At 48.3% G+C, this 26,477-nt stretch carries 22 protein-coding genes, 1 tRNA gene and 1 pseudogene; 10 read left to right on the plus strand and 14 right to left on the minus strand.

Annotated elements, in window-relative coordinates; all coding sequences use genetic code 11:
- Positions 1–234: 234 nt before the first annotated feature.
- Positions 235–883: pseudogene (locus MSED_RS11965) on the minus strand (IS6 family transposase).
- Positions 884–1,007: 124 nt separating this feature from the next.
- On the opposite strand from MSED_RS11965, the gene MSED_RS04290 reads away from it, so the two are divergent.
- From MSED_RS04290 to MSED_RS04300, 3 genes are all read left to right on the plus strand, one after another.
- Positions 1,008–1,097 (plus strand) — tRNA-Glu (locus tag MSED_RS04290).
- A 352-nt stretch (positions 1,098–1,449) separates the two neighbouring features.
- Positions 1,450–1,932 carry a hypothetical protein gene (locus MSED_RS04295; protein WP_012020804.1) on the plus strand — a complete coding sequence of 161 codons (483 nt, stop codon included), beginning with the start codon at positions 1,450–1,452 and terminating at the stop codon, positions 1,930–1,932.
- Positions 1,933–2,092: 160 nt separating this feature from the next.
- On the plus strand, positions 2,093–3,352 hold the full coding sequence (locus MSED_RS04300; protein ID WP_144418739.1) for a radical SAM protein: 1,260 nt from the start codon (positions 2,093–2,095) through the stop codon (positions 3,350–3,352).
- Between the two features lie 321 nt (positions 3,353–3,673).
- On the opposite strand, the gene MSED_RS04305 is transcribed toward MSED_RS04300, so the two are convergent.
- Positions 3,674–4,669, minus strand: coding sequence for an alkaline phosphatase family protein (locus MSED_RS04305; RefSeq protein WP_144418740.1), 996 nt, complete (start codon positions 4,667–4,669; stop codon positions 3,674–3,676).
- Between the two features lie 243 nt (positions 4,670–4,912).
- On the opposite strand from MSED_RS04305, the gene MSED_RS04310 reads away from it, so the two are divergent.
- Entirely contained in the window at positions 4,913–6,241 is a 1,329-nt protein-coding gene (locus MSED_RS04310) for an MFS transporter (RefSeq protein WP_012020807.1), read from the plus strand.
- An 85-nt stretch (positions 6,242–6,326) separates the two neighbouring features.
- On the opposite strand, the gene MSED_RS04315 is transcribed toward MSED_RS04310, so the two are convergent.
- Genes MSED_RS04315 through MSED_RS04330 form a run of 4 tightly spaced genes read right to left on the minus strand, consistent with a single transcriptional unit; the run spans position 6,327 to position 10,243 of the window.
- Positions 6,327–7,235 carry an energy-coupling factor transporter transmembrane component T family protein gene (locus MSED_RS04315; protein WP_012020808.1) on the minus strand — a complete coding sequence of 303 codons (909 nt, stop codon included), beginning with the start codon at positions 7,233–7,235 and terminating at the stop codon, positions 6,327–6,329.
- A complete protein-coding gene (locus MSED_RS04320) occupies positions 7,207–8,562 on the minus strand; it encodes an ABC transporter ATP-binding protein (RefSeq protein ID WP_012020809.1) in 1,356 nt (451 codons plus the stop codon). Before MSED_RS04320 ends, MSED_RS04315 begins: the two co-directional genes overlap by 29 nt.
- A complete protein-coding gene (locus MSED_RS04325) occupies positions 8,562–9,224 on the minus strand; it encodes a hypothetical protein (RefSeq protein ID WP_012020810.1) in 663 nt (220 codons plus the stop codon). The genes MSED_RS04320 and MSED_RS04325 overlap by 1 nt, the downstream gene beginning before the upstream one ends.
- Positions 9,221–10,243 carry a YncE family protein gene (locus tag MSED_RS04330; protein ID WP_012020811.1) on the minus strand — a complete coding sequence of 341 codons (1,023 nt, stop codon included), beginning with the start codon at positions 10,241–10,243 and terminating at the stop codon, positions 9,221–9,223. Before MSED_RS04330 ends, MSED_RS04325 begins: the two co-directional genes overlap by 4 nt.
- 298 nt (positions 10,244–10,541) lie before the next feature.
- On the opposite strand from MSED_RS04330, the gene MSED_RS04335 reads away from it, so the two are divergent.
- Complete coding sequence (locus MSED_RS04335) at positions 10,542–14,345, plus strand: protease pro-enzyme activation domain-containing protein (protein ID WP_012020812.1); 3,804 nt, start codon at positions 10,542–10,544, stop codon at positions 14,343–14,345.
- A 30-nt stretch (positions 14,346–14,375) separates the two neighbouring features.
- Here MSED_RS04335 and MSED_RS04340 read toward each other — a convergent pair whose 3' ends face one another.
- Entirely contained in the window at positions 14,376–15,500 is a 1,125-nt protein-coding gene (locus tag MSED_RS04340; protein WP_048060015.1) for an MFS transporter, read from the minus strand.
- Between the two features lie 112 nt (positions 15,501–15,612).
- Here MSED_RS04340 and MSED_RS04345 point away from each other — a divergent pair, with 112 nt between their 5' ends.
- A complete protein-coding gene (locus tag MSED_RS04345; protein ID WP_012020814.1) occupies positions 15,613–16,131 on the plus strand; it encodes an SLOG cluster 4 domain-containing protein in 519 nt (172 codons plus the stop codon).
- 373 nt (positions 16,132–16,504) lie between these two features.
- On the opposite strand, the gene MSED_RS04355 is transcribed toward MSED_RS04345, so the two are convergent.
- From MSED_RS04355 to MSED_RS04375, 5 genes are all read right to left on the minus strand, one after another.
- Positions 16,505–17,050, minus strand: a complete 546-nt coding sequence (locus tag MSED_RS04355) for a class I SAM-dependent methyltransferase (RefSeq protein ID WP_012020815.1) — start codon at positions 17,048–17,050, stop codon at positions 16,505–16,507.
- A 50-nt stretch (positions 17,051–17,100) separates the two neighbouring features.
- Positions 17,101–17,718 carry a helix-turn-helix domain-containing protein gene (locus MSED_RS04360; protein ID WP_225938867.1) on the minus strand — a complete coding sequence of 206 codons (618 nt, stop codon included), beginning with the start codon at positions 17,716–17,718 and terminating at the stop codon, positions 17,101–17,103.
- The gene (locus MSED_RS04365) at positions 17,696–18,793 is read right to left on the minus strand and encodes a hypothetical protein (protein WP_012020817.1); all 1,098 of its coding nucleotides are present in this window, start codon (positions 18,791–18,793) and stop codon (positions 17,696–17,698) included. The genes MSED_RS04360 and MSED_RS04365 overlap by 23 nt, the downstream gene beginning before the upstream one ends.
- Positions 18,794–18,865: 72 nt before the next feature.
- Positions 18,866–19,624: a hypothetical protein gene (locus MSED_RS04370; RefSeq protein ID WP_012020818.1), complete on the minus strand. Its 759-nt coding sequence runs from the start codon at positions 19,622–19,624 to the stop codon at positions 18,866–18,868.
- Between the two features lie 46 nt (positions 19,625–19,670).
- Positions 19,671–21,107, minus strand: coding sequence for an MFS transporter (locus MSED_RS04375; protein WP_012020819.1), 1,437 nt, complete (start codon positions 21,105–21,107; stop codon positions 19,671–19,673).
- Positions 21,108–21,224: 117 nt separating this feature from the next.
- Here MSED_RS04375 and MSED_RS04380 point away from each other — a divergent pair, with 117 nt between their 5' ends.
- From MSED_RS04380 to MSED_RS04395, 4 genes are read left to right on the plus strand one after another with little or no spacing between them, the layout of a single operon-like run.
- Positions 21,225–22,322, plus strand: coding sequence for an MFS transporter (locus MSED_RS04380; protein ID WP_012020820.1), 1,098 nt, complete (start codon positions 21,225–21,227; stop codon positions 22,320–22,322).
- 52 nt (positions 22,323–22,374) lie between these two features.
- The gene (locus MSED_RS04385) at positions 22,375–22,866 is read left to right on the plus strand and encodes a hypothetical protein (protein WP_048060275.1); all 492 of its coding nucleotides are present in this window, start codon (positions 22,375–22,377) and stop codon (positions 22,864–22,866) included.
- Positions 22,867–22,870: 4 nt separating this feature from the next.
- Complete coding sequence (locus MSED_RS04390; protein ID WP_012020822.1) at positions 22,871–24,208, plus strand: hypothetical protein; 1,338 nt, start codon at positions 22,871–22,873, stop codon at positions 24,206–24,208.
- A gap of 29 nt (positions 24,209–24,237) precedes the next feature.
- The gene (locus MSED_RS04395; RefSeq protein ID WP_012020823.1) at positions 24,238–25,719 is read left to right on the plus strand and encodes a protein kinase domain-containing protein; all 1,482 of its coding nucleotides are present in this window, start codon (positions 24,238–24,240) and stop codon (positions 25,717–25,719) included.
- On the opposite strand, the gene MSED_RS04400 is transcribed toward MSED_RS04395, so the two are convergent.
- On the minus strand, positions 25,716–26,117 hold the full coding sequence (locus MSED_RS04400) for a PIN domain-containing protein (protein WP_012020824.1): 402 nt from the start codon (positions 26,115–26,117) through the stop codon (positions 25,716–25,718). The genes MSED_RS04395 and MSED_RS04400 overlap by 4 nt on opposite strands.
- Complete coding sequence (locus MSED_RS04405) at positions 26,114–26,356, minus strand: AbrB/MazE/SpoVT family DNA-binding domain-containing protein (protein ID WP_144418741.1); 243 nt, start codon at positions 26,354–26,356, stop codon at positions 26,114–26,116. Before MSED_RS04405 ends, MSED_RS04400 begins: the two co-directional genes overlap by 4 nt.
- Positions 26,357–26,477: the final 121 nt, after the last annotated feature.

Here is a 26,477-nt window from a genome sequence, read left to right on the forward strand (position 1 = left end):
ACTAATATGTCTCCTCTACTGAACTGAATTAAAGAAACATTTTTTTAATAATCTTTACCCGTGAGGTTCAGTAATATTATTATGCTTCTATATCTATTCCTAATTTACAGGGTCTTTCTGCATTAGGTATTATGAGATGTATCCAAAAAATAACGTTGTTCTTTTTATTAGAAATATTTGTAGAACCGGAGATTAAGTAATCGAATACTCAACACCTCGAGTATGTCCAACAATTTATTTTTCTCTTGAAATTTGCAAAATATTGTAAACCGTGAAGAAGGCTGAGAACCATAACTCTAGGCTCCCCTTGCTCGCGTTCCACGGGAAGTGGAAGTCCATCCCCGAGAGCCTGTGCTTCGCAGTCCTGAAAACGTGCTCAATCCTGTTCCTAATCCCAAAGGTTACGTGCTCGTGGTCGACCCCGGCGATGGACAGGAAGTTTTACGCGGAAAGGCCATCATGTATGTACTCTGCCCTGAGAACCTCCCCTCTCACCCTCACCTCGACCTGCCTCACCCTATTTACCAACACGATCGCATCGAGGCCCAACCTGGCCTCAGTGACTATGGAGACAGGATAACTCCCGTGTGAACATCCCTCACGACTCACAGGTAGTACATCACCCCCTTCACCGTGAGGACCTTCGTCTCGTCGACCGCGTACTCCAGGTCAAGGGTAGGTCTAGGGTCACGTTACTCACCATCCTCCAATAGTAGTGAACAGTCCTCGGGACCCTGAACCTCCTGAGCGAGAGCCCGAGGTAATAACTGGCCAACGCCTTCGCCAACTCCTCAAGCTATCAGAACCGGGGCTTAAGGTTATTAAGTTCAAGAAGGTAAATCATTACTTGGGTCAGGACGGGAAGAGGTACGCTCCTCTTCACGGTTGCTCACGTGATTAAACCCGTCCTGGCCCTTAAATATTATTTTGTCTAATTCAGCGATATTGTTGGACACACTCGTGTCAATAATGGGTAACTTTAAAAGCACATATCAATTATTAATTATGCCGCGATAGTATAGCCCGGTCAAGCCGTGGTGCCGAGAGTATGCAGGCCTCTCAAGCCTGTGGCCCGGGTTCAAATCCCGGTCGCGGCACTCCTTTTAGACCAATATTCAAGGACAGAATGGTTTACTGGCTTATCTGGGAGGAAATCCTTGCTGGGTCGAGATTTCCATACAAGAAGTTTACTATAGACAAGTTTTTCGGGAAAGACCTTTCATGGAGAATCAATTTAGTATTTTAGTTGAACCATAACGGATTTATTGCGTATTCTATGTATTTTGAACGTCAAATATACAATGAACTTGGGCAGCTCCATCTCCTCATTCCTATTTTCGCCTTTATAACAGGATAGTCAATATTTTCACTTATTTATGACTAATTTATTAATATCTTGTTGTATATGTACCAGAAATCTTTAAAAACGGTAAATGTTCTAGTATATCTATGAGTGAAAATTTTCAGCCTTGTAATCAGTTGCAAACGTCTATACAATCATTTTCTGTTGAAGCAATTAAGAGGATAGCTGAAAATCATGCAAGAATTATCTCAAGATTTAGTATTGAGGAAGTTACAGATCAAGGAAAATATTTGACTAGTCAAGGTGAAAATTCTCGTTTTATGCTTAACGGACCCATCTTGATATTCATTGGACAACAAGCTCATCCGGAGCCTAACTCTAGAACACAGTACTTAATGACCTCTTGGGCCTACGTTGAGTGTTTTGGTAACGATTATAATATTGAAATTTTGATAACACTTTGGGGACCTTTTAAGGACGGAAATTATAGTATTGAATTTAGTACGGTATCTACAAATACAATGGTAATATACTATGACGGTCAAAAGCTAGGAGAGATAAGCAAGACATATAGGACGTGTCAGGCTAAGGAAAATGAGATAAACACTAAGGTTAAGGATTGTCTATAGAAAGCCTAATTAGAAGATGACGTTCATCTTCTCAAATTGGCCATAAGATTCTCTACTCTCTTGACATCGGCTAGGCAATATTTGCCTCATCCCCTAGAGTCACAAGGCAATATTTGTCTACTTTATCTTGATTTAAATTGTTCTCTATCTCAACATGCTTATGCTCCAATATCTCCTAGATGTTATGGACCGCTATCCCGACCTACCTAGGGAGGTGGTCCTGAAGGAAAGCATCCTCCTTCACGGGATAAGTTTTTCCGACGAGGCCCTAAAGGCCAGTTACCAGGAGAAAGCCTATTTCCTATTCACTTTCGACCCAGATGACCCTGAGAGAGTTAAGGCCAGGCGAAAGGTTATACCGCAGGAGATCCGTGTCTCGGGAGGACCTCTCGGTTTAAGGCCAACGGTGATCCAGTCCAGGCACTCCTCAAGTTCGCCCTTTAAGGTCGAGCTTCAGGATAGTCTCAAGCTCTTTGTGGGAAAGGAGGCCATAGCCAACGTTGAGTTCGTTCCAAGGCCTTCCTATTACGGGAAATCCCTGAGCAATGGATCTAGGGTGGAGGAGGTCGCCCCAGCCATCTACTGGGGAGAGACAGCCGACGTGACGGCCTATCGTATCTGTGAGTACTGGAACGTGAATCAGCAGTGCAAGTTCTGCGATATCAACGAGAACTTCAAGGCGTGGGGTTACATTAGAAAGGGGATTGGCGCCGTGGTTCCCAAGGAACTCGTGGCGGAGGCCATTGAGCTTGCGTCCAAGGATTCCAACGTGAAGAGGTACCTGATCACCGGCGGAACTATCAGGGATGGGGTAAAGGAGGCCGAGTTTTACCTTCAGTACATGAGGCAGGTTGAGGAGAGGGTCTCCTCGCTCCCTGCGAGGTTGAATACACAGGCCTTGCGGGTCGAGGTCTTGCCCAAGTTTTACGAGGCTGGAGTTGACTATTACCATCCAAACCTGGAGGTCTGGGACGAGAGGTTGTTCTCCCTAATTTCCCCAGGTAAAAGTCAGAATGTGGGAAGGGATGAGTGGATAAGGAGGACAGTTGAGGCAGTGAGGGTGTTCGGCGTTGGAAACGTGAGTCCAAACTTCGTCGCTGGGATAGAGATGGCCTACTCCCCAGACTTCCCCTATGGTTTCAGGAGGATTGAGGACGCGGTCAAGTCCACTGCGGAGGGAATAGAGTACCTGATGTCGAGGGACGTGACCCCGAAGTTTGACACGTGGGGACTTGAACCCAGATCGTGGTTTGGGATTCACGGAGTGTCACTGCCTCCGCTTGAGTATTACCTCGAACTTTACAGGGTCTACAGGGATTTAAGGAGGGAGTATGGGATGCCATGGCCCAGGGGACTGGGTGATCCTGGACCTGGAGTATCCAAGGTACCGGCCTCAGGGTTCATGGACCTAGAGGGGTGAGGGAGGAGCCACTCACGAGTTTGTTCCTCGAGAAGTAAGAAAAAGGTTCATATCACTTACTCAATGGACTCATAATCAGCCTCTCGATCCCAATAACTTCTTTCGACCATCCTTAGGTCTCACATGGAACATGATAACTCAGGATCCCTGAGCACTCAGCACCCCTAAGTCAAGGGTTAGGAATCGTAAACTCATCACGCGTAGTATTCACATCGCGAGATTTTACCCCTAGAAGGCTATCAAGACCCTAAGGAGTGGATACAGACTGATTACGAAAAAGTTGGAAACCTGTATCTTCATTCTCGTATCGTCACAAAGACTTCATTTTTGCCACACGACGAGGGGTATCTCAATCTCTTCCCTAGTCATTCCACCGTGGGATCCCCTGTAACCCATCTCCTCCTCGTCTCTCCAGTAGGAGTATAGCCTGTTATCCTGTGGTACACCTGCGTAATCAGGAACGTTCTCTCCCCCTGTTAGCTCCTTTAGCTTTTCCCTGTTCAGCGTGATTAGGCCATACTTCGAAAGGTATTCACTAGGATCCCTTCTTGACATCAACATCAGGTTCCTGTGATCCCCAAAGGGCGGTAGATCCACGTGGTCAAGTATGTCGTTACCTATCATCACGTTACCCTCTATGGGCACGTGGCCGTGATCGGCAGTCATCACGACACTATACTTCTCTGAGAGATCCCTTCCGAAGGTCTCTACAAGTCTGTACACCTCCATTGCGGTCCTCATGGTGTTTTCAGAGTAGGGCCCAAAGTGATGACTCACTGAGTCTACGAAGGGGAGATAGATGAACATGAACCTTGGATTCTTCCTCTCAGCTATTTCCTTCGCCTGCGTGAACGCGTCCCATGGTGAGTAGTAAGCTGTTACGTTGCCCACCAATGACTTAAACAGGGTAGAAGAGGGCCTTCCAGCAGGTGCCAGTATCACGGAATCCCTTGGGAGATAGGGTTCTGCTTGCACCAGATTCCTTAACTCAACGTCTTGATTTCCAAGGAGGTTATCTATCCTCCCCTCTCTCCTGTTCAGAACTCTCCATCCCATAATCCCGTGAATGCCTGGTGGGGTCGCAGTCAATAACGTCGTTAGAACGGTGACTGTTATCGTGGGAAAGACTGAATGTATTTTCTCTGCCCTTATTCCAACCTTCTCTGCCAGGGAGTAACCCAGCCCATCCACAAGGACGAGGGCTATCCTGTCCTTATCGAGGTCGGAGATGCCCACGGGAGACCTCCCGTAGAGCGCATTCCTTATTTCAAGGGCTAGGGTGTAGACGCTTCGATTAAGGTTAGGCTCGACGTTCATATGCGTGAATAAAATCAGTCTTAAAAAGAATTTTCTAAATAGCATCAGTAAACTATATAGAAATATAGAGTCTAGATAGATGAAGTTGATCCAGTTCACGTATGGCGCTATCGCGTAACGTGAGAACTAACCATACTACTTTACGTAACAACGACTATATACTCTCCGTAAACTAAATAGACCTACAAGTTCTAAATATTTTATGTAGATCACTCTTTTTTCTATAAGTTAACGAGAGATGATATGAACCCTACAAACCCTTTAAGGGATTACGAGGAAAAGAAGCTCGGAATTTTTCATCTTAAGACTACCCTTCTCGCAGGGGCGGGACAGATAGTTGATGGTTACGATCTAACCGCAGCTGCTCTGGTGCTCTCCCTCGTGGAGGCCTCGTTCACGGGTTACAATCTTGCAGAGGTTTCTCTCATTCTTTTCCTTAGTATAACCCTTGGAAACTTAGTTGGAGGACTAGTTTTTGGGTATCTGGTTAAGCATGGAAGGAAAAGGTTTTACGGGATAGATGCCACTCTCATGACACTCGGGGCCCTCCTCCAGGCATTCGTTCAAGACCCCTATCAGCTGGCGATTCTGAGGTTCCTCCTAGGGGTAGGAATAGGTGCAGATTACGTTCTATCTCCTCTGATTAACGCGGAGTATGCCAACAGAAAGGATAGGGGTAAGCTCCTGGCACTGTCGGGCGGTTTCATGTGGAACGTTGGGGCCCTAGTTTCGGTCGTGGTTACCTTAGCCGTGTCACAGGCCGTTCCGCAGGACATGTTGTGGAGAATAGTCCTAGCCTCAGGTGCAATTCCGGCCATAGCTGTCATATACGGGAGGAGGAAGTTCCCTGAGACACCGCAATACCTCGCTTTCGTAAAGGGAGATTCCAAGGAACTTGAGGAGAAGTACAACCTATATGCTAGCAATCTCAGCCTAGGAAAGGTGGCCATCAAGGCCTTCCTCCCAACCTTGATATTTGCCTCAGTGACATGGTATCTCTTCGACGTTTCTGCGTATTCAGGAGTTTTCTTTGGACCAAGTGTTATAGCCAAGGATCTAGGTATTAATGGCCTCCTGTTCGAGCTAATTATCCTAGGAGGCTTCGCAGTTCCGTGGAACCTGGTGAGTGCAGGCCTAAACGACAGACTTGGAAGGAGAGCCCTGCAGGCAATAGGTTTCGCAGGAATGGGAACGTTCACTCTCCTCTTTGCTTTCCTCTTCGGCAGAACTCAGGCATTAGAGTCGCTTCTCCTCTACGGTTTTAGCACGGTCTTTTCTCAGCTGGGACCTGGTACTGTGGTCGGATTCTGGGGAGTTGAACTATTCCCAGCTGAGATAAGGGGTATAACCCAGGGGGTCACGGTCATGTCCGGAAGGCTCGGGGTGCTAACAACAACCTTCCTATTCCCGCTTATCATTTCCAGTTACGGGATAGTTACCACGATGATGATTTTAGCAGGTCTATCCTTCGTGGCGGTGTTTGCGACCCTGCTATTGCCTGAACCCAACCAGGTTAGCCTCGCAGAGAGGGAGCTTCAGCTTAGGGGTTTGCCCAACCTGGAGGAGAAGTAAGTCTGATGAGTGATTTTTAACCTCACGTTATCTCCACGCTATCACGAGGACCTCTTCACCACTAGTCTGGCCATGGCGCAGAACCTTACCTAAATGGTATCGCTGGTATCACTCCAATTGCCACGAGTACTAAGTCAATCATCGTAAATGAAAAAACTGCGATCATGACCTCTAGGTCGAAACGCGAAATCTTCACTTCACCTAGTCTTCTCCTTCTCTTTCCGAAAGCCCTCGTCTCAAGTGATAATCCTGTTATCCTAGCCCTCCTGAACAGGAAGATGGCCACCGGGATCACGGATCTGTACACTGTCTTCACGCCGTTCAGGATACCTTCTCCCCTCAGCTGTTGTAGCCTGTAGGACTCATCCATCGTCGAGAACACCCTTGGAACGAAGGCCATCCCTACCATGATCGAGAGCGTGAGCGACTCTGGGAGTCCTAACCTTTCAAGAGTTCTCATCACGTCTGTGGGAGTTGTAGTAACCAGGAGAAGCGATGACGCGAGGAGCATGGCCCAAACCCTCATGGCTGTCTGAAATCCGTACTCAAGGGCCTGGACGCTTAACTCTGGGACGTATCCAAGGTACTGAAAATAACTTGGAAACACCCACACCACGTTATAGGAATGGAAAATGAGCGATAGCACAGACGGTGAAGTGAAGACCGCGAAACCCCAGGCCATACCCACGACTTGAGTGAAGCTGAACCCCGCGACTTTCCTGACTAGTTTCAGGGGGTAGAAGAGGGGCAGTAATGCTAGCCCCTCCAGGGCACCAACCCAACAGATCGACGAAGAGGCAGTCAAGGTTATCCCCACCAGGATGACTAGCTTCGTCATGGGGCTAAGCCTGTGAAGTGGAGTGTTACCGGGGATGTACGAGGTAAGTCCTTGAAATCCGGAGAAACCCAAAACCTTGAACAGGAAATAGATTGGAGTGAAGGTTCCGAAGATGACGAGTCCCCAGCTAACCACTTGCTCCACTATTGATATCATGAATCTCACCCAATCCCACTTTCCTGACTTCCCCATTCTCCAGCAGGAGTACCTCATCGGCGAAGGCCTCAGCGAAGCGTGGATCGTGAGTGGTTAGGAGAATTGTCCTCTCCAAGGCTCTCAACTCTTCCCCTATCTGTATCCTGCTTTCTACGTCCTGTCCCGTGGTCGGCTCGTCAAGGAGTATGATCTCAACTCCCCTGCCCATGAGACAGGCAATCGCCAATCTTCTCGCCTGTCCCGTGGAGAGCATGAATGGATCCTCATCCTTAAACCTCTCCAGGCCAAAGCGTCTTAGGAGAGGTTCAGGATCTCCTCCATGAAGACATGACTCAAGTTCCTTTGCGACAGTGCTCCTGGAAAATATTAACTGAATGTCCTGAGGTAGATATCCTATGATCCTCCCCCTCTTACTAGGGGGGAGCCTTAACACGTCAACTCCGTTCACCTGAACACGACCCTCCAAGTTGAAATTCCTAGGAAGAAGACCTGCAATCCCCCTCAGCAAGGTCGTCTTCCCTGATCCGTTCCTTCCCAGTAGTGTTGTGGTTCCAGGGCCTAGTTTCAGTTTCGTGTTCAGGATAACCCTTTCCCCATCCCTTACCAAGATCTCAGCAGAGAGCTTGATCCTATCCTCAACCCGTGAAGCTGGGCGAGGAGGATATTCTATCCTGACCTCTTGCTCCATAGGGGTTCCATCCACCAGGTTAATCACCCTCGTGGCGATTGACCTAAACACAGGTTTGTGCTCAGCCACTATCGTGGTAATCCCAAGTTCACGTATGTACCGCAGGATTAGTTTCGTCTCCCAGGGATCGAGATTAGAGGTGGGCTCATCGAGAACAAGTAGCTCAGGTTTCATCGCGAGAATGCTGGCCAAGACAACAACCTGCTTCTCCCCAAGCGAGAGTTTACGGGTCTCCCTGTGTAGTAGATGAGATATCTTCAGGACCTCCGCGATTTCCTTTACCCTGATCCCCACTTCCTCAGGCGGATATCCCAGGTTCTCAAGCCCAAAACCTATCTCGTCCTCTACATACTCGTTGATCAGTTGAGCGTCAGGATCCTGAAACAGGGTACCAATCACTATTGGAGGGTCGTCTCCAGGTCTGATCCCTTTTCCCTCAATCCTTATTTCTCCCTTAATCTCGGCCTCAATTACCCTGGGTATGATACCGTTAAGCAGGTTCAGAAGCGTTGATTTACCCGATCCAGTCCTTCCTGTCACAAGGACTATCTCTCCCCTCCTAACCTCTAGCCTGGGAATTCTGAGGGCGGGTCCATCCCTTCCCGGATAGGTCACCTCAACCCCTGAGAGCTCTAGCACTACGTTACCACCCTGCTCACCCTGCCCGCGAGAAGAGCAGAGACCGCTCCGATGAACACGTCTCCAGGGATATAGGTTATGAAAAGGTAGAAGACCCTAGCCTGATCTGGGACGAAGCCAAAGATCTCAGGGGCCAGGAAACCGTACGTGAAAAAGGGATGCACAAAGGAGAAGGCCAGGCCCAGTACACCCCCCTCAAATAAGGCCAGAGAGACCCCCTTAGCTCCCCTTCCAAATATCTTTCCCCTCGTCAGAAATATTACAACATCAGCCATTAGGCCATACGTTAGCACGTCCTCAATTAGCCAGAGAGGCTCGCCCGTGAATCCGAAGTGAAGAAGATCCCCAATGATATCGAAGACGGCCATCGTCGCCATCCCAGATCCTACCTTCCTCACGACGCCTATTGTGAGAAAGAAGACCAAGATCCTAAACCAGACCGGTGGGTTCACTATGGGGTAAATCCCTGAGGGCAGAAATATGGCGTCTCCGAGAATGTGATCCGCCACAGCAGTCATTGCTCCCCCAACACCTATTACCGCGATGTCGACAGAGCTGAACCTGGGCCTTGACTTTCTCAGGATCACTATAGCCACAACCAATGCCACCAGGAAGTAACCCAACACTATGGGGAGCGGAGTTACTCCAGGTTCGAGACTCATTTCCTCCTCACCGCAATTATCCCTAGGATTACCACTATCACCACTGCGATCACGGCTAGCACGTAGTAGATATTTAAGGTGTTACTTGCGTTGGAGCCTTGCACAGATACTGGGATCATGGAAATTGTGTTGGAACCGTAATTCATGACGTAGATTGAGTGGTCCATGGGATCGTAAACTATCCCATTGGGTGAGTTCCCAACCGTGATCAAACTCACTCCCCCCGTCTTAAGGTTCATGACCGCAACAACGTTGTTCTTATGTGCAACCGAGAGGTAAAGTGAATCGTTGGTGGGAACGTAAACCATGCATGAGTAGCCATTTACTCCGAAGGTTGGGATGTTGAACACTTGAAGGACCTTCCCCGTTGTTGCGTTCAGGATCTCAACCTGTTGCGCGTAAGTTGCAACCGCAAGCTCGTCCGGAGGGATGAAGGCCATGGCGTCAACTGTCGTGGCGTTCAATGTGAAGTTGTAAATCGCCTTTAGGGTGCTCAGGGAGATTCCGTAAACCAGGTTCGTGTCGTATCCTCCTACGTATAAAGTGTTAGTCTGATTGTCATATGCCAATGCCTGCGGTCCGTTCATAACCGTAATTGAGGTGAGGTTCCCCGAAGGGGACACCAGATATATCTTATTCCCGTAGGAGGCAGTGACCACGACGTAGTTGCCTGCACTGATTATAGCGGGGAATTTACCTACTTCAGGTATATTGAAAGTTTTGACGACGTTACCGTTCCACTGGACAAGGGAACCCTTTTGATATATAATGTAGAAGTCTCCATCTAGGTAGGCTATCCTGAAGGGGACTGCACCCGAGTAAGACGGGAGCGTGTAGTTCATGGTCACCGTGTTCCCCTGAATCACCTGGAGCAAGTTGCTTGACTGGGCTATCACGTAAACTTTCCCGTTTACGTACACACCGTAACTAGGTCCTGAAGCAGATGGAATTTGACTAATCTGTGTCGCGCTAACGGCCAAGAGTATGAGCAAAATAAGGTTAACTAGAAATATTTTCATACGTAAATAGTTGCCGAAAGGATAATAAGTATTTCGTTTTTTAAGTGTTAAATTGAAAATAGTGTTGCCTAGGAGGTTAAGTTGCGATACACCTTCGACCTCATGTTGGGGGAAACTAGGAACCAGATCCAAGGTGAGTTTGGTACAGCTTTGATAATAAGGGAAGATTAAGGTAACAAAAGGCTTTAGTGGAGCCCAACTTTTCTAGGTGACGCTCCATAGAAAACGAGAGCTGATTTTCAATTGCTAATAGATCCTTTAGGTAAAATATTTTAATGAGGGGATAATATTCAATGTAATGGGTAAAACTTTTCTAGCTCAATTGACCCTATACCTCTTTATTTTTTCAGTTGTAACCCCGGCTTTAATCAGTGTTGCGAACACTGGTACCCTTGTCCATGAAACACTATCAACTAGATTACCGAGTTTCAAGGAGACCAACCTTTCTGGTAATACTCCCGTGATCGCCTCAATATACATCCCCTTGAGGAACTTAAACCTTCTCTATTACTACGCGGAGCAGGTATCAAACCCCGGGTCGCCCCTTTACCACAAGTTCCTATCGCCCTCCCAGGTGAAGAATCTATTCTATCCTAGCGCGGAGTTTTCCAGTGTCATGAATTACCTAGCCAGTCACCATGTTCACGTAATGTTTACGGCCGCAGATTCTGTTATAGTGGTTCAGGGAACCGCATCACAACTCTCACAGGTGTTGGGTATCCATTATGTTCTCATGAGCAACGGAACAACTTACTACTACACGGCAATGGGAACCCCAAAGGTGCCTGGAATAGTTATATCAAGTAATGTCTCAGCCCTTTTCTTCTCTCATCCATCAACTCTTTTCACTCAGAGCGACGTTAACAAGCTTAGGGAGACAGTTAATCAACCAAATTTAACTGCGCCCATAGAGGCGTATAAACTAACTGAGTTGAGAGGAGTCTACAATGTTTCCTCCCTGATCAGCAAGGGAGTGAATGGTACCAACTACACTGTTGGAATCTTAGATTTTTACGGTGATCCATACATCCAGCAACAGTTAGCATATTTCGACAAGATATACAACGTTCCAGCTCCTCCTAACTTCTCGATTATACCCATTGGTCCCTACGATCCCAACCTAGGCATTACCCAGGGGTGGGCGGGTGAGATAAGCTTAGATGTGGAGTCGGCCCATGCCATGGCACCAGGTGCAAATATTGTGCTTTACATAGCTAATGGGAATTTGCCCCTTTCCTCCGTCATTGCCGAGATAGTGTCCCAGGACAAAGTGGATACGCTTTCCCAGAGCTTTTCGATACCTGACGAGTTCATACCTGAGTTTTCGGGTTCGCTGTTTTATCAGTGCGTCGTTCTCACTGATCAATACTATGCCATGGGTAATGCCGAGGGAATAACGTTCCTAGCTTCCAGCGGAGACGGTGGGGGTAGCGGATACAGTGCAGGTCCCCTAGGTTCCGTGGGCTATCCAGCGAGCTCGCCCTTTGTCACGGCCATGGGTGGTACCACAACCTACATAACCTTTGGAGGATTCTCCTTCAATGTTACAGCATGGTCCAATTATGGTTTTGTGCCTCCAGGCGTGAATTACGGAGGTAGTACTGGAGGGATTAGTCAGGTCGAACCAAAGCCCTACTATCAGTGGGGGCTTACTACCCCGAAGGGTTTTCCCAACGGTAAGGAAATTCCCGATATCTCAGCCAACGCCGATGTTTACCCTGGAATCTACATTGTGTGTCCAGGGAACGTAACTGCAATCTCTGGAGGCACGAGCGAGGCCTCACCTTTAACTGCCGGGCTTCTCACCTTGGTGATGCAGTATACCCACTCCAAGCTCGGGAACATAAACCCTGATCTTTACTATCTCGCAAAAGCAGATTATCAGAAGGCCTTCTACCCTATTACCTTCGGTTATAACATACCGTGGGTTGCGTCCTACGGCTACAACCTAGTCACGGGATGGGGACAACTCAACGTTGGAGAGTTCGCCTCCCTAGTGAAGGATGTACCCAGTTCCCTATCCATCATGGTTAACGTGTCCAATACCACTATCCTTCCAGGACAGACCCTAGGTGTAAAGGCTAACGTCACCCTCAATGGGCAGGCGGTGAATAGCGGTAGCTTTTACGTTACGTTGGAAACGGTTAGTGGGAACGTCACTACGGTGAAGCTAAACGACGAGGGATCAGGTATCTGGTCAGCTAGTCTAGGTGTACCTGAGAACGATACCGGTATCACTTTTGTGACTGTGTGGGGAGAGTCCAATGGGACTAGCGGATACGGAATTGTGGAGACATATTCCGGTTACTTCGTTCAGTTCCTATTCCCAGCTCCCTATCAGGTATGCTGGACTGGCTCGGGCATAAACGTTGTGGTCAACGTTACAAGTCCCTCTGGAGGGATTGCCCCCAATACCACAGTCCTGAATCTAAACGTGTATTCGTATAACGTAACCAATAACTCCTTTACCCTCGTCAATCAAACCTCCCTAACCTTCAACCCCGTGTTTAATGCGTGGAGTGGTATGATACAGGGCAATTTCCCCGCTGGTCCTCTTCTTCTACAGGTGGTTAATGCCTACGGCTACGACGCAATCTTTAACGGGATAGGCCTCAACTCTTTCTTCATCCTTTCCCCAACCATAGCCGAGCCCGGCACCGTCTATCCAGGTCAGGACATCATTATCGAGGGAGGGCTGACTCCACCCACTAACCTAGTGTCGTCAGCTCCTAGGACGGCAAGCGACCTGATGACCGGTTCCAACGTCACCGCGGAACTTCTATATAACGGTCAAGTGATATCTAAGACTCAGGTCCTCTACACGGGGACGACCTATCTAGGTTACCTGAGAGTTCCAGAAAACGCCAGCCCCGGACTCTACACTATCCTCCTCTTCGCGTCCTACGACTCGTATACCCTGAACGAGACAATTCCTGGGTTTTACTACGGTCAGATCTACGTTGGATCCAGGGTTGTGACGCCACTAAACTTCTCTAATACCTACGTGATCCAGGGATCTACACTCTACATTTACAGCAATATAACAGCTAATGGGAAGGTTGTCAAGTATGGAATGTTCTCCGCCACCGTGTTCCCTACACTCCTTACCCAAGAGTACTCGTTGATCTCGACTGTGCTAGAGGTTCCACTGTGGTATAACTCCACTAGCGGGTTGTGGACCGGAAACGTTACCCTGCCCTCAACGTTATCCCTAGGTAACTTGACCTATCTAGGTAATTCCTACTTTGCTGAGCCCTTTAAGGTTCTAGTCACTGGAGTTTCAGCCTACGGGGGTGTCACATCTACCAACGTCTCCAATTCGAGAGAATTCTTCGTGGAACCCTACACCCTGATCACTAACGATCCGTCATATACAGCTGTCCAGACTTATGATTCAGCGTTCCAGAACGACACGCTTACCGTTAATGGGAACCTGGTGAACGATCTCTTCCTGGGGAATAATACCATAATTAATAGTCACGTAACAATTACCCTATCCAACGTTACTGGAACGCTTATACTGAGGAACACTCAGGCCACGCTGGTAAATGTGTTGGCCAATAAACTAGTCCTGATTAACAGTACTGTGAGGCTAATCGATTCCCAGGTCCAAGACCTAGTGGCCCTCTCCTCCGTGGTATCACCTATCCAAACTAGAATAACCAGCATAACTCCGGGACCTCCCATAATACAGCTGGGAATTGCCCCCTATCAGAACATCACTGGAAACGTGACAATTTCAATCACGGTACAGGGACAGGACGTGGAACAGGTCCTGGTGTATCTAGACGGACAGTTGCTAGCAAGTTTTCAAGGTAATGGAACTCACGAAGTTAACCTTGACACCCTCAAATACGCTGACGGGACGCACGAGATTAGCGTTACGGCTAATCAGGCTGACGGTCTTAACTCGACGGTAACCACGAACGTGGTATTTGAGAACCAGCTACAATCCGTGTCGCAGAAGGTTTCAAATCTCAACGAGACACTAACTCAGGGAATTTCGACGGCTCACAGTACGGCAAATGTAGGGGAGATAGTGGCAATAGTTGCCCTAATTCTGGCGATCGTGGGTATAGCCCTGGACTTTAGAAGGAGATAGCTTTTTTTTCTCTTCTTTTCACTTTTCCCTTTAGCTTGCTCCTCTTGTGATTCTATGAAGTAGAGCGAGCGAAACCGTAGACAGGGCTGTCGCCCCCATGATAAAACCCAATCCAAGGACATTACTGTACTGAAACAGCGAGGAAAAGATGAGGCTTCCTAGAACCCCTGAGACTATCTTACCAGTGTAGAGGAGGGAAGTGTTTGCGGTGGAGTATCTAGGCCCGTACAAGTCTCCCACCAGCGCTGAGTAAAGGGGGTAAGTAGTTCCTCCCATTATTCCCACCAGGGCTATCCCCGCCAGTAGGAGCAGGTTTCTTCCCAGGAACCCAATCACCACGAGGGATGTTCCTAGCAGGATACCCGCGGTCATGTAGTCTATTCCCCTTAATCTCCCGAGACGGTCGGTGAGGTACCCCATGATAGGCCTTCCCACTCCGCTGGCTATTGGAAAGTATATGGTGGCAATCGTGTATTCCACGCTGTTGAGGTACTGACCTAGTTCTCCTAGAGAGGAAGACGCAACAAGTAAGGGAAGAGAGGCTAGAACGAAGGATACGTAGATGAGCCAAAACCTGGTCTCCCTCAAAGTTTCCCCTGGAGATGAACCCCTCACGTCACTTGGGTATCTTGAGAGAAGAAAGAGCGGGAGAAGGATCAAAGAGGCGACGCCAATTGCTAACATGGAACTTCTGAAATTGTTGGAGAGCTCAATAAGGGGATTGACGAGGGCTCCCCCTAAGCCGAAGCCCATGGAAACTAGACCTGAGGCCAACCCCCTTCTTTCCGCGTACCACTTGATGGCTAGGTTCAGGGAAATCCCGTAAAGAACTCCTTCACCGATACTACCTAGGGTCCAGGTGGCGTAAAAGAGGGGGAGACTTGGTATCAACGAACTCAGGATTAGGCCGAAGGAGAAGGCAAGAACACCAAGGGAACCCATCACTCTAGGTCCCCTGAGGTCTGAAATCCTTCCACTCAACACTTGAAATGACGTCGAGGAAATCACGAACAGCGCAAAGCCGACCTCTACGGAGCTTGCAGATGCATGGAAACCCTTCACGAGCAACGGAAAGAAGGCGTTCCATGAGTACTGATACACGGAATTGAATAGCATTGCCACTAGGCCAGTGGTCAGGAAAAATCTCCTGTCCATGCCCTGAAATCGAGACATGGGATTAAATGTTGTTCAGACCTTGACCCTTTCCGCACGGTAGAACTACACTGGAAACACTATTTTTTATATATTCAGTATACATTCAATAACCATGCAAATTGCCATAGCTGCCCTGGGAACAGAGCCAAAGGATGAGCTCAAGGAGAAGGCAAGAAGGTTCGTTAGTACCATGACGAGGTGCAACAGGCAGGTCTTCATCCTAGGCGGTTACTGGGGTCTAATGGCTGTTGTTGTAGACGAGGCCGTACGTGATGGACACAAGGTTGTCACAATAATCCCTGAGGGGGCCGAGCACGTCATTACGCCAAGCGAGGTCATCAGGATTGACACGGGATGTGATCCCAGATGCAGGTCGGTTTTCATAGCCAGATCGGGAGATATCCTAGTCAGCCTTGGAGGAGAGACGGGAACCATGACCGAGATAATGATGGCATACGCCATGGGCAAATCTGTTTACGTTCTGACCGGAACCGGTCAGAACACGGATAGGTTGGCTCAGGCCTTTCCAGACAGACTCGATGAGAGGGGGTTTGGGGAGATCCACTATTTTGACGATCCTGAGTTAATGGCAAGGGAGATCTGTAAGAAATATTATGGCAAGGACGTGTAGTTGGGTAATGATGATCCGTGTTTCAGCTGAGTTGTGAGGAGAAGAAATAGGCTGACAGTAGAACAGACAAGCCTCCCTGAGACAGGGTAATGTTTTTTATCTCTGTATAAAGGAATAAATAGATTAAGTGTGTCCCCATAGTGGGGAAAATACATATCCCCGAGTCCCAAAGACGTGGAAGAAGAGGACAACTCCTACAAGGGATAGGGATAATGGGCACAAGACCGTGCCCGTGGTCTACCACTGGACGAATGGAGCGAGGTGGAGGAACCCCTCCACTAGCAATGAAGTGATGAAAATGAAGATGGTAAACCGCAAACTAATGAATCACCCTGAGGGAACCCTCACTCTTTAGGGTGAGGAGGGAGGTCAGTCAAGTCTTTTGCATCAACGAGAAGAATACTCCCTGGTTTGCGTAATAGTTCCTCTCGACGAACCCTGCCTTCAGAAAGCTCTTCCTGAGGTTTCTTACGATTTCTAAGTCCACGAGTATTAGGAAGGAGTTTTTGCCCAATACCCTAAAGATTTCCATGGCAAGTTCATCCCTTCTACTCTTTACCACATTGTAGAAGTAAAGCGGAGCGTATACCAGGTCAAATTGGTCGTCCCTAAAGGGCAGAGGAAAGAGGTTCTGAACTAGGTTGGTGTCAACGTCCCTAAGATAGCCCCTGATCTCAGTCACCGAAATCTCATCGTTCCATAGGTCAAGAGACGTGATCTCGAGATGAGGGAACCTCTTCTTGAGGACGAGACTGAAAAGACAGTTCCCGCAACCCACATCCAAGACTTTCCTGGGACTCAGGCCCTCCACAAACCTTGCGAGAATCTTGGCGTAAAACATCTCCTCATCTATGGTAACACCCATCCTCCTATACGGCTTGAACTCCCAGGAATTAATGCTGTCAAACAGCGACGACACTTAGCTACTCTGTTCCCTCGAATATAAGGATGGACCCTAATCCTTAAGGTCTAGGAACCATCCTTCTCCAGGCTCTTCAGGTACTCCCCCACGACCTTTTGTAACGCCCTTCTAAGAAGCTCCTCAGCAGACGAGGGCTTTATTCCCATGACCTTTGCCAGATCAGTGAGGGAGGACTTCCTCTCCACGTTAAAGAATCCCTTCTTGTAGGCCAACATGAGGGCCTGTAACTGTCTTGGGGTAAGTCCGGTATCATTTTCTGTTGCCTCCCTCGACTTCATAACCCTGGGTTTCATGTTCAGCTTATTGAGCTCTGACAGCAACTCTTTCAGATACCCCATGGAGGGCACTAGTAACCTATACACTATCTCATCCTTACTTAGGGGCCAGGCGTTCAGTATCATGGCGTCTGATCCCGTAAAGAACCTGCATGCTGAACAGCTTGGTGCCCTAGCCCATATCCTCGAATCTCCCAGGTTAATTACCCTGACTCCCTTGTCTCTTAACTCCTTCTTAAGCTCTGGAGTAACGTCTGTCTTTATGAGATGGTCCGTAAACCCGGTTCTTGGTGATACCTTCTCTATCACGGTATGGGTCTCACCCATTACCTGCATTACCCTGCAATCGCTCCTCCTAACGTATAGCTCAACTTCTAGTGGTCCTTTCACCCTTAACAATAAGGGTCTCATCCTTATCAACCTTTCTCATCTGCGGAATTACTTGCCTAAAGGTGAGCACGTAAAATGATAGTATCCCTATCCCCTGTAGGAGTGCGGAGAGGAGGAGTAGGGGCGAGCTTATGCCTAGATCGAAGGCAACTCTCATCACGAGTCCCAAGTTAAGCAGGATGAGGGGAACGTAAGATGGTTTTACACTCAGTCTCTTCCCCGTGATCCCCACGAGCATATCTATGAGGACCGAGTCGACCCCGAAAACCGTGTTAAACAGGAAACCAAGGGCAATGGAGTGAATGTAAGCGTCGTAATTTCCCTGCACAAGTGCGGAGATCAAGAGCCATGTCCATGCAGTGGTTAAGGCTATCCTAGGATAGAGCCTTCCCTTTGACCAAGGAATTCCTGAACTGTGAAGCGATAAACCCCATCCTATCACGATGAGAATTGGAGAGATCACGGTACCGTAGCTCAAGATACCTAGGGCTAGCGAAACGTATGCTAGGGTCATCTCATCCTGATTAACTCTCTTTCCCCCAAGAACGAGTCCCAGGTCCCTGCTCATTACCGCGAAAATGGTTAGCGCGGGAAAGGCTAATCCCAGCCAAGGTAAGCCGAAGACGGCCTGGAAACTCACGATAATTGATGTGATGATAAGTGTGTAGAAAAGAAGGTAATTGTAGGCTGTGGGCTTAAGTCCAATCCTTGAGGGAGAGAGGTACACCCTTGAATAATTGATGAGGAGAACGAGTGCAACGATCACTAGATAATAGGACAGAGGATTGTTGAGCTCGTCAAGCAAATTCGATATCAAGGTTAATATCCCAAAGGGCACGATTAACCAAGTAGGAGCTGAAGTTCCTCTCCATTCGTTACTTAAGGCAACAAGTAACTCGTTTCCTATGAGCAGAAGAAAGAAACCATAGACCATCACGAACCAGTGGGCCTGAAAGAAGGTTGTGGGAAGCGGGTAAGGGAAGCCTTGATTATCCATGAAGTTAAGTACTGCTGGTATTCCGCCCAGAAGGAGAAGCGCAATCCCCATTATCAGCAATATAAATCCTGGTTTCATGAGTCCAGTGTAGGAAAAACAAAATATCTATTAATACCCTTAACCTTAAGGGTTCTATCGCTTCACGCGAACCTAGGAACTTGTGGCATGAAGTCCTGATAAGAAAGGCAACGAGGGTATAGTCACGCCAACTATTCCCACAACGTGATACAGAATTAATGTGATTACCAAAAGCGTAAACAAGGCTATAGTCCTCTTGCTTCCCCTCTTTCCCAGATCCCTTATCTCTGAGGCACTTCTCAACTTTTCTCCAGGTCTGAAGAATCTGACACTAGGCTCGATCAGACTGATTGCCAGGGGAGGAAAGAGAAGGGAGAGAGCTCCGGTCACGATCAGGGAAATGCCCCACATTCCCCTGACCACGTTAGCCCCAATGTTCCTGAACGGTAATTTATATTCGACGTAGAGCGCCTCCACCAGGGTATATGCGCACCACACCATGTAGACTGAGATGTCCAGGAGAGTCACGCTCTTGACCACGGAGATCCAAGGTAATAGTAAGGAGGACAGGCCCAACGTTCCCAGTACCTGCGGTAACACGTTAACCTTGGAGTATGATAAGGCGATGGAAAGAAGGAATATCGTGGCTGGAATCAAGAAGTAAGGCCTGAAGAAGAAAAGATAAGGAACCGCGTTAATAATCATCAGGCTCACGTCAAACTTTCCGAGCTTTCTGGCCAACATTTTACTGTACGTGAGGTCCACAGTGACGGCATGAAGCGCTACAAGGGGAGCAAAGAGCAGGAGGAATGGTTTGAGCGAACCAGCTAGAGCTAGTATGTAAGTCAAAAGTAACATGAAATATGCAGCGTGATTTCTCGTCCTCTGCATGTGCAAACTTTCTCGTGGGAAAAAGATAAGATATGACCCTTAAAGATTAGGTTGTGCTAGGTTTAGTTGTTCCCTCTATCTTCTCGACCCTAACCTCCTTCCCTCTAGAGGCTGAGAGCACCAGGGCCACGAGCAGGATGAAGAGTGCTACCACCAAAGCTGCCTTAATACCGTTGAGGAAAGACTGCTCCACACCACCTAACAGATCCGTGGTTCCTAGAAACACCTCAAAGGCCACATACCTGGGTATTGATAGCGACGCAACAGTTAGGGTTAGGACGTAGCTGGACAGCGTTCCTAGATTGGCGAGGGTCCTGAGAAGACCGTTAGCCCCTCCGTAGAACCCCCTCCTAGCGTTTGCCATAACGGCACTGTTGTTTGCTGGATAGAACATGGCTGAACCTAAACCACCTATAACGGAGGCTATAATGATCATGTACAGTGGGGTAGTAATTGTGAGGGTGAGGTAAACCAGTATGGCCCCCATCATCATTGCTATACCTAGCGTAGCTGGTATCCTAGCACCTATCCTGTCTGAAAGCCTGCCAGCAATGGGACCTAGGGCACTGGCAACCACGTAACCTGGGACAAGTAGAAGTGAGGCGTTCAGTGGACTCAAACCCCTAATTCCCTGGAGGTACATGATGATTACGAAAACCACAGAGAGGTATCCAGTGCTCTGGAAAAAGGACGCCAGTATGGAAAAGGAGAGCACCCTGTTCTGAAACGCCTTCAGGTCAATTATGGGGTTTTCAGCTCTCCTCTCGTAAGCCAACATCACCGCAATTAGTATTGCCCCCACACCGATGAGAGATCCGTTAAACAGATCTATGCCTCTCCCAGCCACGTCAGATGCTCCATAGGTTATTGCTGAAAGTCCAGCTAGCAATAGGACCATTCCTGGAATGTCAAGTTTTTGCTTCCTTCTCTCTTGAACGTCTTTGACGTATTTTACCCCTAGAAGGATTGCCACAATTCCGATGGGAACATTGATGTAAAAGATGTATCTCCATCCAACTAGGGTTGTCAGGATTCCGCCCACCACTATCCCAAGAGTTGCCCCCACGTTCCAGCCTATGGAGGTGTAACCGTAAGCCCTTCCCCTTTGATTTGGGGGGAAGGTGTCAGCTATGATTGCCCCAGAATTGGCCTGAAGCATGGAGGCCCCAAAGGCCTGTACAGCCCTAAAAGCTACTAACATGTCAGCGGTAGGAGATAAACCGCAGAGCGCAGATCCCACTGTGAAAATTGCGAAACCTAGATTGTACATCCTAGATCTTCCCAAGATGTCACCAATTCTTCCGAGCTGAGTTGTCATCACTGCGACTACCAACAGGTAAATCAGGATAGTCCAAATGGCGAGATCGAGGTTAGTTCTTAAGTCGGTGGTGATCGTGGGAAGAGCCAAAAGGACGACGGTTGAATCTACGGCAGCCATTAACGTTCCCAGCACTAGGACAAAGAGGATAATCGATCTATTCATAGCTTTAATTCGAGTTCAATCCTTAAATCCTTTGGTTTCAGATGATTAACGAGTTAACGAGAACGCCCAGTGCGTCTCATTGTGAAAATTTATCTTGAGATATTCATTCATGTCCATATGTTAAAGACCATTATCTCCCTCCTTCTCATTTTCCTTTTGGCTGCCCTATCCGTTTACTCCATTAGCTTTGTCTTGCCCTCTCTTTCCTCGATTTACGGGCAAGGAGTATACTTCACCGTTCCATTAAGCTGGATAGGGGGTTCCATAGGCGGAGTTGCCCTCTCCGTGTTAGCCGATAGGTGGAGCAGGAGGCTCTCTCTTCTGGTTTCCATCGTCCTGTTCGTAGTCCCCCTTCTTTTGAACGCCTTTGTGAAGAGTTTGTTCCTGCTTTACGTCCTCTGGTTTCTCATAGGTTTTGGCGTTAATGGTGAAAACGGAATCAGTTACGCCTACGCGGCGGAGCTCTCTCCCCCAAGGTATAGGGGATTTGTGGGGAGTGTGATGCAGGGATTGTACTTTATAGGGGGTCTCTTGGGCCTGCTATGGGCATTTCTCTTTAGGAATCTAGAGATTTACTTCCTATCTCTAGGACTCGTGTCACTGGTCTCGTTTATCCTCTGGTTTCTTATTCCTGAATCAACGCGGAGAAGTCACTCTACCTCAAGAAAGGTAAGCATCTTCAAGGTGCTTATACTCGGATCAATTTTTGCCGTAGGCTCCTTCCTCTTTGTGGTTCCCTTGGTCTCGCTCTCCTTCACATTACTTTCTTCACTCAGGATAGATGCCTTTCTTATCATCTCGATTGCGTTGGCAGTGGGCATGATCAGCTTCACCCTAGCAGGGAGAATCTCGGACAAGATTGGAAGGAAACGGACCACCTTCCTATTCATCGCGATCTCAGTCCCGTTCTCTCTTCTAATGTTACTCACTGCCAACCCCCTTTTGCTGAGCATTTCCCTGATCATACTCATGATTGGTTCCTCATTCTTCGCGTATTTCGGGGTCTGGATGAGTGAGGTCTTTCCGCCTGAGATGAGGGCCACTGGAACAAACCTGGTGTTTTTCCTGGGTAGACTTGTGGGCGGAGGTTTCGGGGTTAGCATAGTCCTTTTGATGCCCTTTGGGCTCAAGAATGACCTGGGAATTGCGTTGATTGCATCGTCTTTACTGGTGTTAGGTTCGGTTATCGGCCTCCCTGAAACCGTGAAGAGGTAGGGGTAATACGGTATACTCCGGTATTTAAGGTAATTCCATGAAGCTAATTAACATGGTCCAGGATAGTGACGTCCTTAACGAGATCCAGAGACTCTACGACGGTAAACCAGTTACCGTATCCCGTTTGAAGAGGAAGTTCCAGGGAGAGGGACTAGAGGAAGTCCTCAAGAGGCTAGAGGAACAGGGAAAGATAAGATCTATTCCCGTTAAGGGTGGGAAGGCTTACGAGCCATCCCTCGATAAGTTGGATCAGGTGCTCAAGGAGATATCTAACCTGAGGGATGAAATAAGGAAATTACAAGAATACCTATTAGAGAGAACCAAGGTTAGTACAGATTCCTTTGACGAGATCTATGAAAGAGTGAGAGATAACCTGGGCTATGCCCATCTTCAGGCAATTCGTGTGGAGATGGGTTTGGGTAAGGAGGAGTTCTACTCGACCCTCCGCGACCACATAGAGAGCCGTTATGACCTAATCGCCGGAGGGGACGAGGGGTACGTGAGGAAGGGCTCCATCTACGGGATAGTTAAGAGAAAGAGGTAAGAACATGATATGCACTGTACCCAAGGTTACCGTAACCACGTGGAACGCTAAGAACGTGGTTCTGGCCGGGCCAACTTACAGGAGATATCTCGAGAAGACCTTACTTGCGGTCAAGAATAAGGACATCGCCTCGGTGATAGGGCAACCTGGAATGGGAAAGACTACCATCCTCAGGAAGACTCAGGAGGAAGCTCCAGGTCTCACCTTCTTCCTAGACCTAGCTAGTAAGGCAGAGATTGAGGACGAGTTCTGGGGTAAGGTGGACCAATTCAAGATAAGGGAACTGGTTCTCCCCACTCTCAGGGGCAAAGCTAACAAGCTAGGTTACGGTTTCCTTAGAAGGCTAACCGGTGTTAAGCTAGAGGATTGGCTACTCAAGGTCTGCAACAAGTATGACGACATACATCTCAGGCTATTCTGTTCGAATTACCCCAAGGACTTTGACGGAATGTTGAAGTTCCTCGGGGACCTGAAGAACGTGATTGACGTTAACCTCATGGTAGATGAGGTGAGGGACTCTCACATACCCAAGATCCACAGGCTGATTAACGCTGGTCTCGGTATCCCAGTAATCATGGCAATTCCCACGGATTCCTACAGTAAGGTTACCGATTTGGCCGTGAGAAGAAGATTGGATGAAAGCAGGGTATCTCTCGATACGGTGCTTACCCAGGAGGACATCAAGGAAATCATAGATGCTTACTGTCATCCCCTAGCAGAGGACCTCTTCCCCATCATATACTCCCTATGGAGTGGGGGAGAACTCAACACAGTCAGTTCCATGTTGCAGTACGTGAAATCACAAGTTGAGAATTTTGAGAGGGAATGTGGGGATAACCTGGATTGTTTCAGGGAGAAACTGAGAAGCTCACACTCCCTTAAGAACCCTGAAGAAGACTCAAGGGAGATGGAGAAGATGGTGAGGGAAGTTCTGTCATCCGAGGGAAAGGAGATGGGTATCTCTTACGTCCATCCAAGGGGGAAAAGGGTTGAGGCCAACGGCAAGTTCATGGTGGTGGGAATATTCTTCATAAAGGACGAACAGGCGGTACTGGGTCAGGTGAAGCTCATGAAAGATGACAGGGAGAGCGATGACGAGATCAACCTTCTGCCTGAGGTAAGGACGGTGGAGCATGAGAAGAGGAACTATCCCGTGGGTAAGAGGTTCGTGATCACGAACTCAGCCAAGTTAAAGGTACCCAACTCCGTGAACAAAATAGAGATCTCAACCTTCGAGGCCGTGCGTATACTTAGAGGGGATGGTGAAATTCTCAGGGAGATAGTCAGACCCCTTCAAGATTTACCTGGTGCAGGGCGAACCCCTGTAGAGAGCACAGCTTAGCTCAAATTTGGCCCATCTATTTTTATCAGGTGCTTAATCCCAGGATTAAATGGAGCTCAAGGAAGTTTGGAAATCTATTTGATGTCATCCTTCATCTTTTCTTCAGTGACACCTTCCTGTTCAAGGAGATTCCAGTTGATGTGGATCAACTTCTTGTGACCTGGGACGGTAAGCTAGTCTCATGTCTTCCCACGGGCACCAGGGGGAACTACCTGTGTAAGGTCTCCTCTCCTCCAGGAGTTCACAGAGTTAGCGTGGAGGTCATTTATGGAGGGAGGAGAATCGTGAAGACGGAAAATGTTCCCCTCATAGATTTCGATATTTCCCTCTCCCTGGATAAGAATTCCTTACTGGTCAAGCTTCTAGGGTATAGCGACCCTGACACGATTTCAGTTAAATTGAATGGAACTCCTCTAACCCCATCGCGTATAGGTCCAGGGGAGTACAGGGTTGATATCACTGAACGTGGAGTGGCTGAAGTTGAGGTATGCATCTCGGGAATTTGTAAGAGGTCAATCATAAACGTCGAACCACACCTATCCCTGAGTGACTGGGATCCATCAGTATGGGTTGGGAGGAACCTCTACGGCTATCAGGTAATGGAATTTCTAGGCGAAGGGGGTTTCAGTTACGTCATGAAAGCCTCCTCTCCCGGAGGAGTTGTGGCACTCAAGATACCGAAACTGACCCAGTCCCCAGCCTCAGGTCTAACTAGAAACGTGATCAATGTCCTGGATGACCTATTCAAGGAGCAGAGTGCCCTCCTCGAGTTGAGTGACTCTCCCTACCTGGTTAAACTTGTGGGCGTTCATTTGGATCGGGACTCAGTGAGGAGGGCCTTGACTGAACCTAGATACTATCTAGAGTATCCACCCATGATAGTTATGGAGTTCATGGCAGGAGGATCCGTGAGTAGATTAGTTAAGGATGACGTCCAGTTTTACTCTGACAACTGGAAGACCGCGGTTTTCATGATAATTTCAAGGATATCCAGCGGTTTGCTCAAAATACACGAGAAGGGTTACGTTCACTGTGACGTGAAGCCATCGAACATTCTTCTAGACAGGGAACCCCCTCCTACAGCAGGTGAGCTATACGAGAGAATGAAGAGGAGGGAGGTTAACCCCAAGCTTGCTGATCTGGGATCAGCGGTTAAGATAGGGGGAGTTCCTCCAGGAGTTACCCTGGAATACTCGTCGTTGGAACAGGTGACCTCCACGAGATACGGCGGGGTCAATCCACGGGACGACGTGTACTCCCTGGGGGCCACAATCTATTACCTTCTCACGAAAAGGTACCTTAATTCCCCCATGATACCCTTCATGGAGAAGGCGCTAGGAGGCGGAGGCCTGGACAACTCGGTGTACGCGTTGAGGGATTACTCTACCCTTGAGGCTGTTGGTCTGGACTCAAAGATAGTGAGGTTCATTAAGGACATGACATCCGAGAATAGGGACAAGAGGCCTAGTTCCTTAGAGGTTTTCAACTTTTTTACGTCGCTGGTGAACTAGGGCGGGAGATCGTGGATGATGACACCTTTGTCGTCTATCCTCTCGAGCTCCTTGTCCAAGGTAAGGAATTTCATGTTGAGGGAAAGGGCTGTGAAGTAAAGGGTAAGGTCTATCATGTCCCTATGTCTATCCTGGTTCAGCCTCGCTAGGTAGAACACCCTAAGGGGAGTTTTGACGCGTTTGAAGCCTGAGAGGCTGAGGAGCCCTTCCTTCACCCTTTTCATGTCCACCCGAGTTCCGGATTTGCTCATCTTCTTGAGTACCCAAAGGGCCTCGAGCATAGAGATCTCGGAGAAAAAGACCTCGTGGGAGGAGAGCCTCTCCAGAGAGCTCTCCGTGCCCTTAACCTCAACCCCCAACACGGGGAGAACGAAGCTGGTGTCGAGAAGAACCCTCATTCCCCCTCGGTCCTAGACTGTTCTTCCTCGCTAATCCTTTCCACTTCTTCTGGCGATATAGTGGCGAACTTCTTGCCGTGAATTGCCAGCCACACAGGATCCCTGATGGGTTTCAGGATCATTTCGTCCCCCCTCACCCTAAGAATGAACCTGGTCCCTTCCTTGAGATCCAATTCCTCGGCAATCCCCTTGGGAATCCTTATCATGTATTTCTTGCCCAATTTTACTTGAGTCTTCATCATTGTTAATTAGTCAGACTAAGTTAAAGGTCTTGCTAAAGAGTGAAGAAAAGTTGGACTCACCACAAGGAAGCCTGACTGTGATATGCTTCAGTTCCTAATAATATAAAAGTACATGAAC

Source organism: Metallosphaera sedula DSM 5348, assembly GCF_000016605.1.
In the GTDB taxonomy this organism is placed as follows: Archaea; Thermoproteota; Thermoprotei_A; order Sulfolobales; family Sulfolobaceae; genus Metallosphaera; species Metallosphaera sedula.

Coding starts and splice junctions, on each gene's coding strand:
- MSED_RS04295 (WP_012020804.1), top strand. CDS start 1,450: ATGAGTGAAAATTTTCAGCCTTGTAATCAGTTGCAAACGTCTATACAA.
- MSED_RS04300 (WP_144418739.1), top strand. CDS start 2,093: ATGCTCCAATATCTCCTAGATGTTATGGACCGCTATCCCGACCTACCT.
- MSED_RS04305 (WP_144418740.1), bottom strand. CDS start 4,669: ATGAACGTCGAGCCTAACCTTAATCGAAGCGTCTACACCCTAGCCCTT.
- MSED_RS04310 (WP_012020807.1), top strand. CDS start 4,913: ATGAACCCTACAAACCCTTTAAGGGATTACGAGGAAAAGAAGCTCGGA.
- MSED_RS04315 (WP_012020808.1), bottom strand. CDS start 7,235: ATGATATCAATAGTGGAGCAAGTGGTTAGCTGGGGACTCGTCATCTTC.
- MSED_RS04325 (WP_012020810.1), bottom strand. CDS start 9,224: ATGAGTCTCGAACCTGGAGTAACTCCGCTCCCCATAGTGTTGGGTTAC.
- MSED_RS04330 (WP_012020811.1), bottom strand. CDS start 10,243: ATGAAAATATTTCTAGTTAACCTTATTTTGCTCATACTCTTGGCCGTT.
- MSED_RS04335 (WP_012020812.1), top strand. CDS start 10,542: ATGGGTAAAACTTTTCTAGCTCAATTGACCCTATACCTCTTTATTTTT.
- MSED_RS04340 (WP_048060015.1), bottom strand. CDS start 15,500: ATGGACAGGAGATTTTTCCTGACCACTGGCCTAGTGGCAATGCTATTC.
- MSED_RS04345 (WP_012020814.1), top strand. CDS start 15,613: ATGCAAATTGCCATAGCTGCCCTGGGAACAGAGCCAAAGGATGAGCTC.
- MSED_RS04365 (WP_012020817.1), bottom strand. CDS start 18,793: ATGAAACCAGGATTTATATTGCTGATAATGGGGATTGCGCTTCTCCTT.
- MSED_RS04370 (WP_012020818.1), bottom strand. CDS start 19,624: ATGCAGAGGACGAGAAATCACGCTGCATATTTCATGTTACTTTTGACT.
- MSED_RS04375 (WP_012020819.1), bottom strand. CDS start 21,107: ATGAATAGATCGATTATCCTCTTTGTCCTAGTGCTGGGAACGTTAATG.
- MSED_RS04380 (WP_012020820.1), top strand. CDS start 21,225: ATGTTAAAGACCATTATCTCCCTCCTTCTCATTTTCCTTTTGGCTGCC.
- MSED_RS04385 (WP_048060275.1), top strand. CDS start 22,375: ATGGTCCAGGATAGTGACGTCCTTAACGAGATCCAGAGACTCTACGAC.
- MSED_RS04390 (WP_012020822.1), top strand. CDS start 22,871: ATGATATGCACTGTACCCAAGGTTACCGTAACCACGTGGAACGCTAAG.
- MSED_RS04400 (WP_012020824.1), bottom strand. CDS start 26,117: ATGAGGGTTCTTCTCGACACCAGCTTCGTTCTCCCCGTGTTGGGGGTT.
- MSED_RS04405 (WP_144418741.1), bottom strand. CDS start 26,356: ATGAAGACTCAAGTAAAATTGGGCAAGAAATACATGATAAGGATTCCC.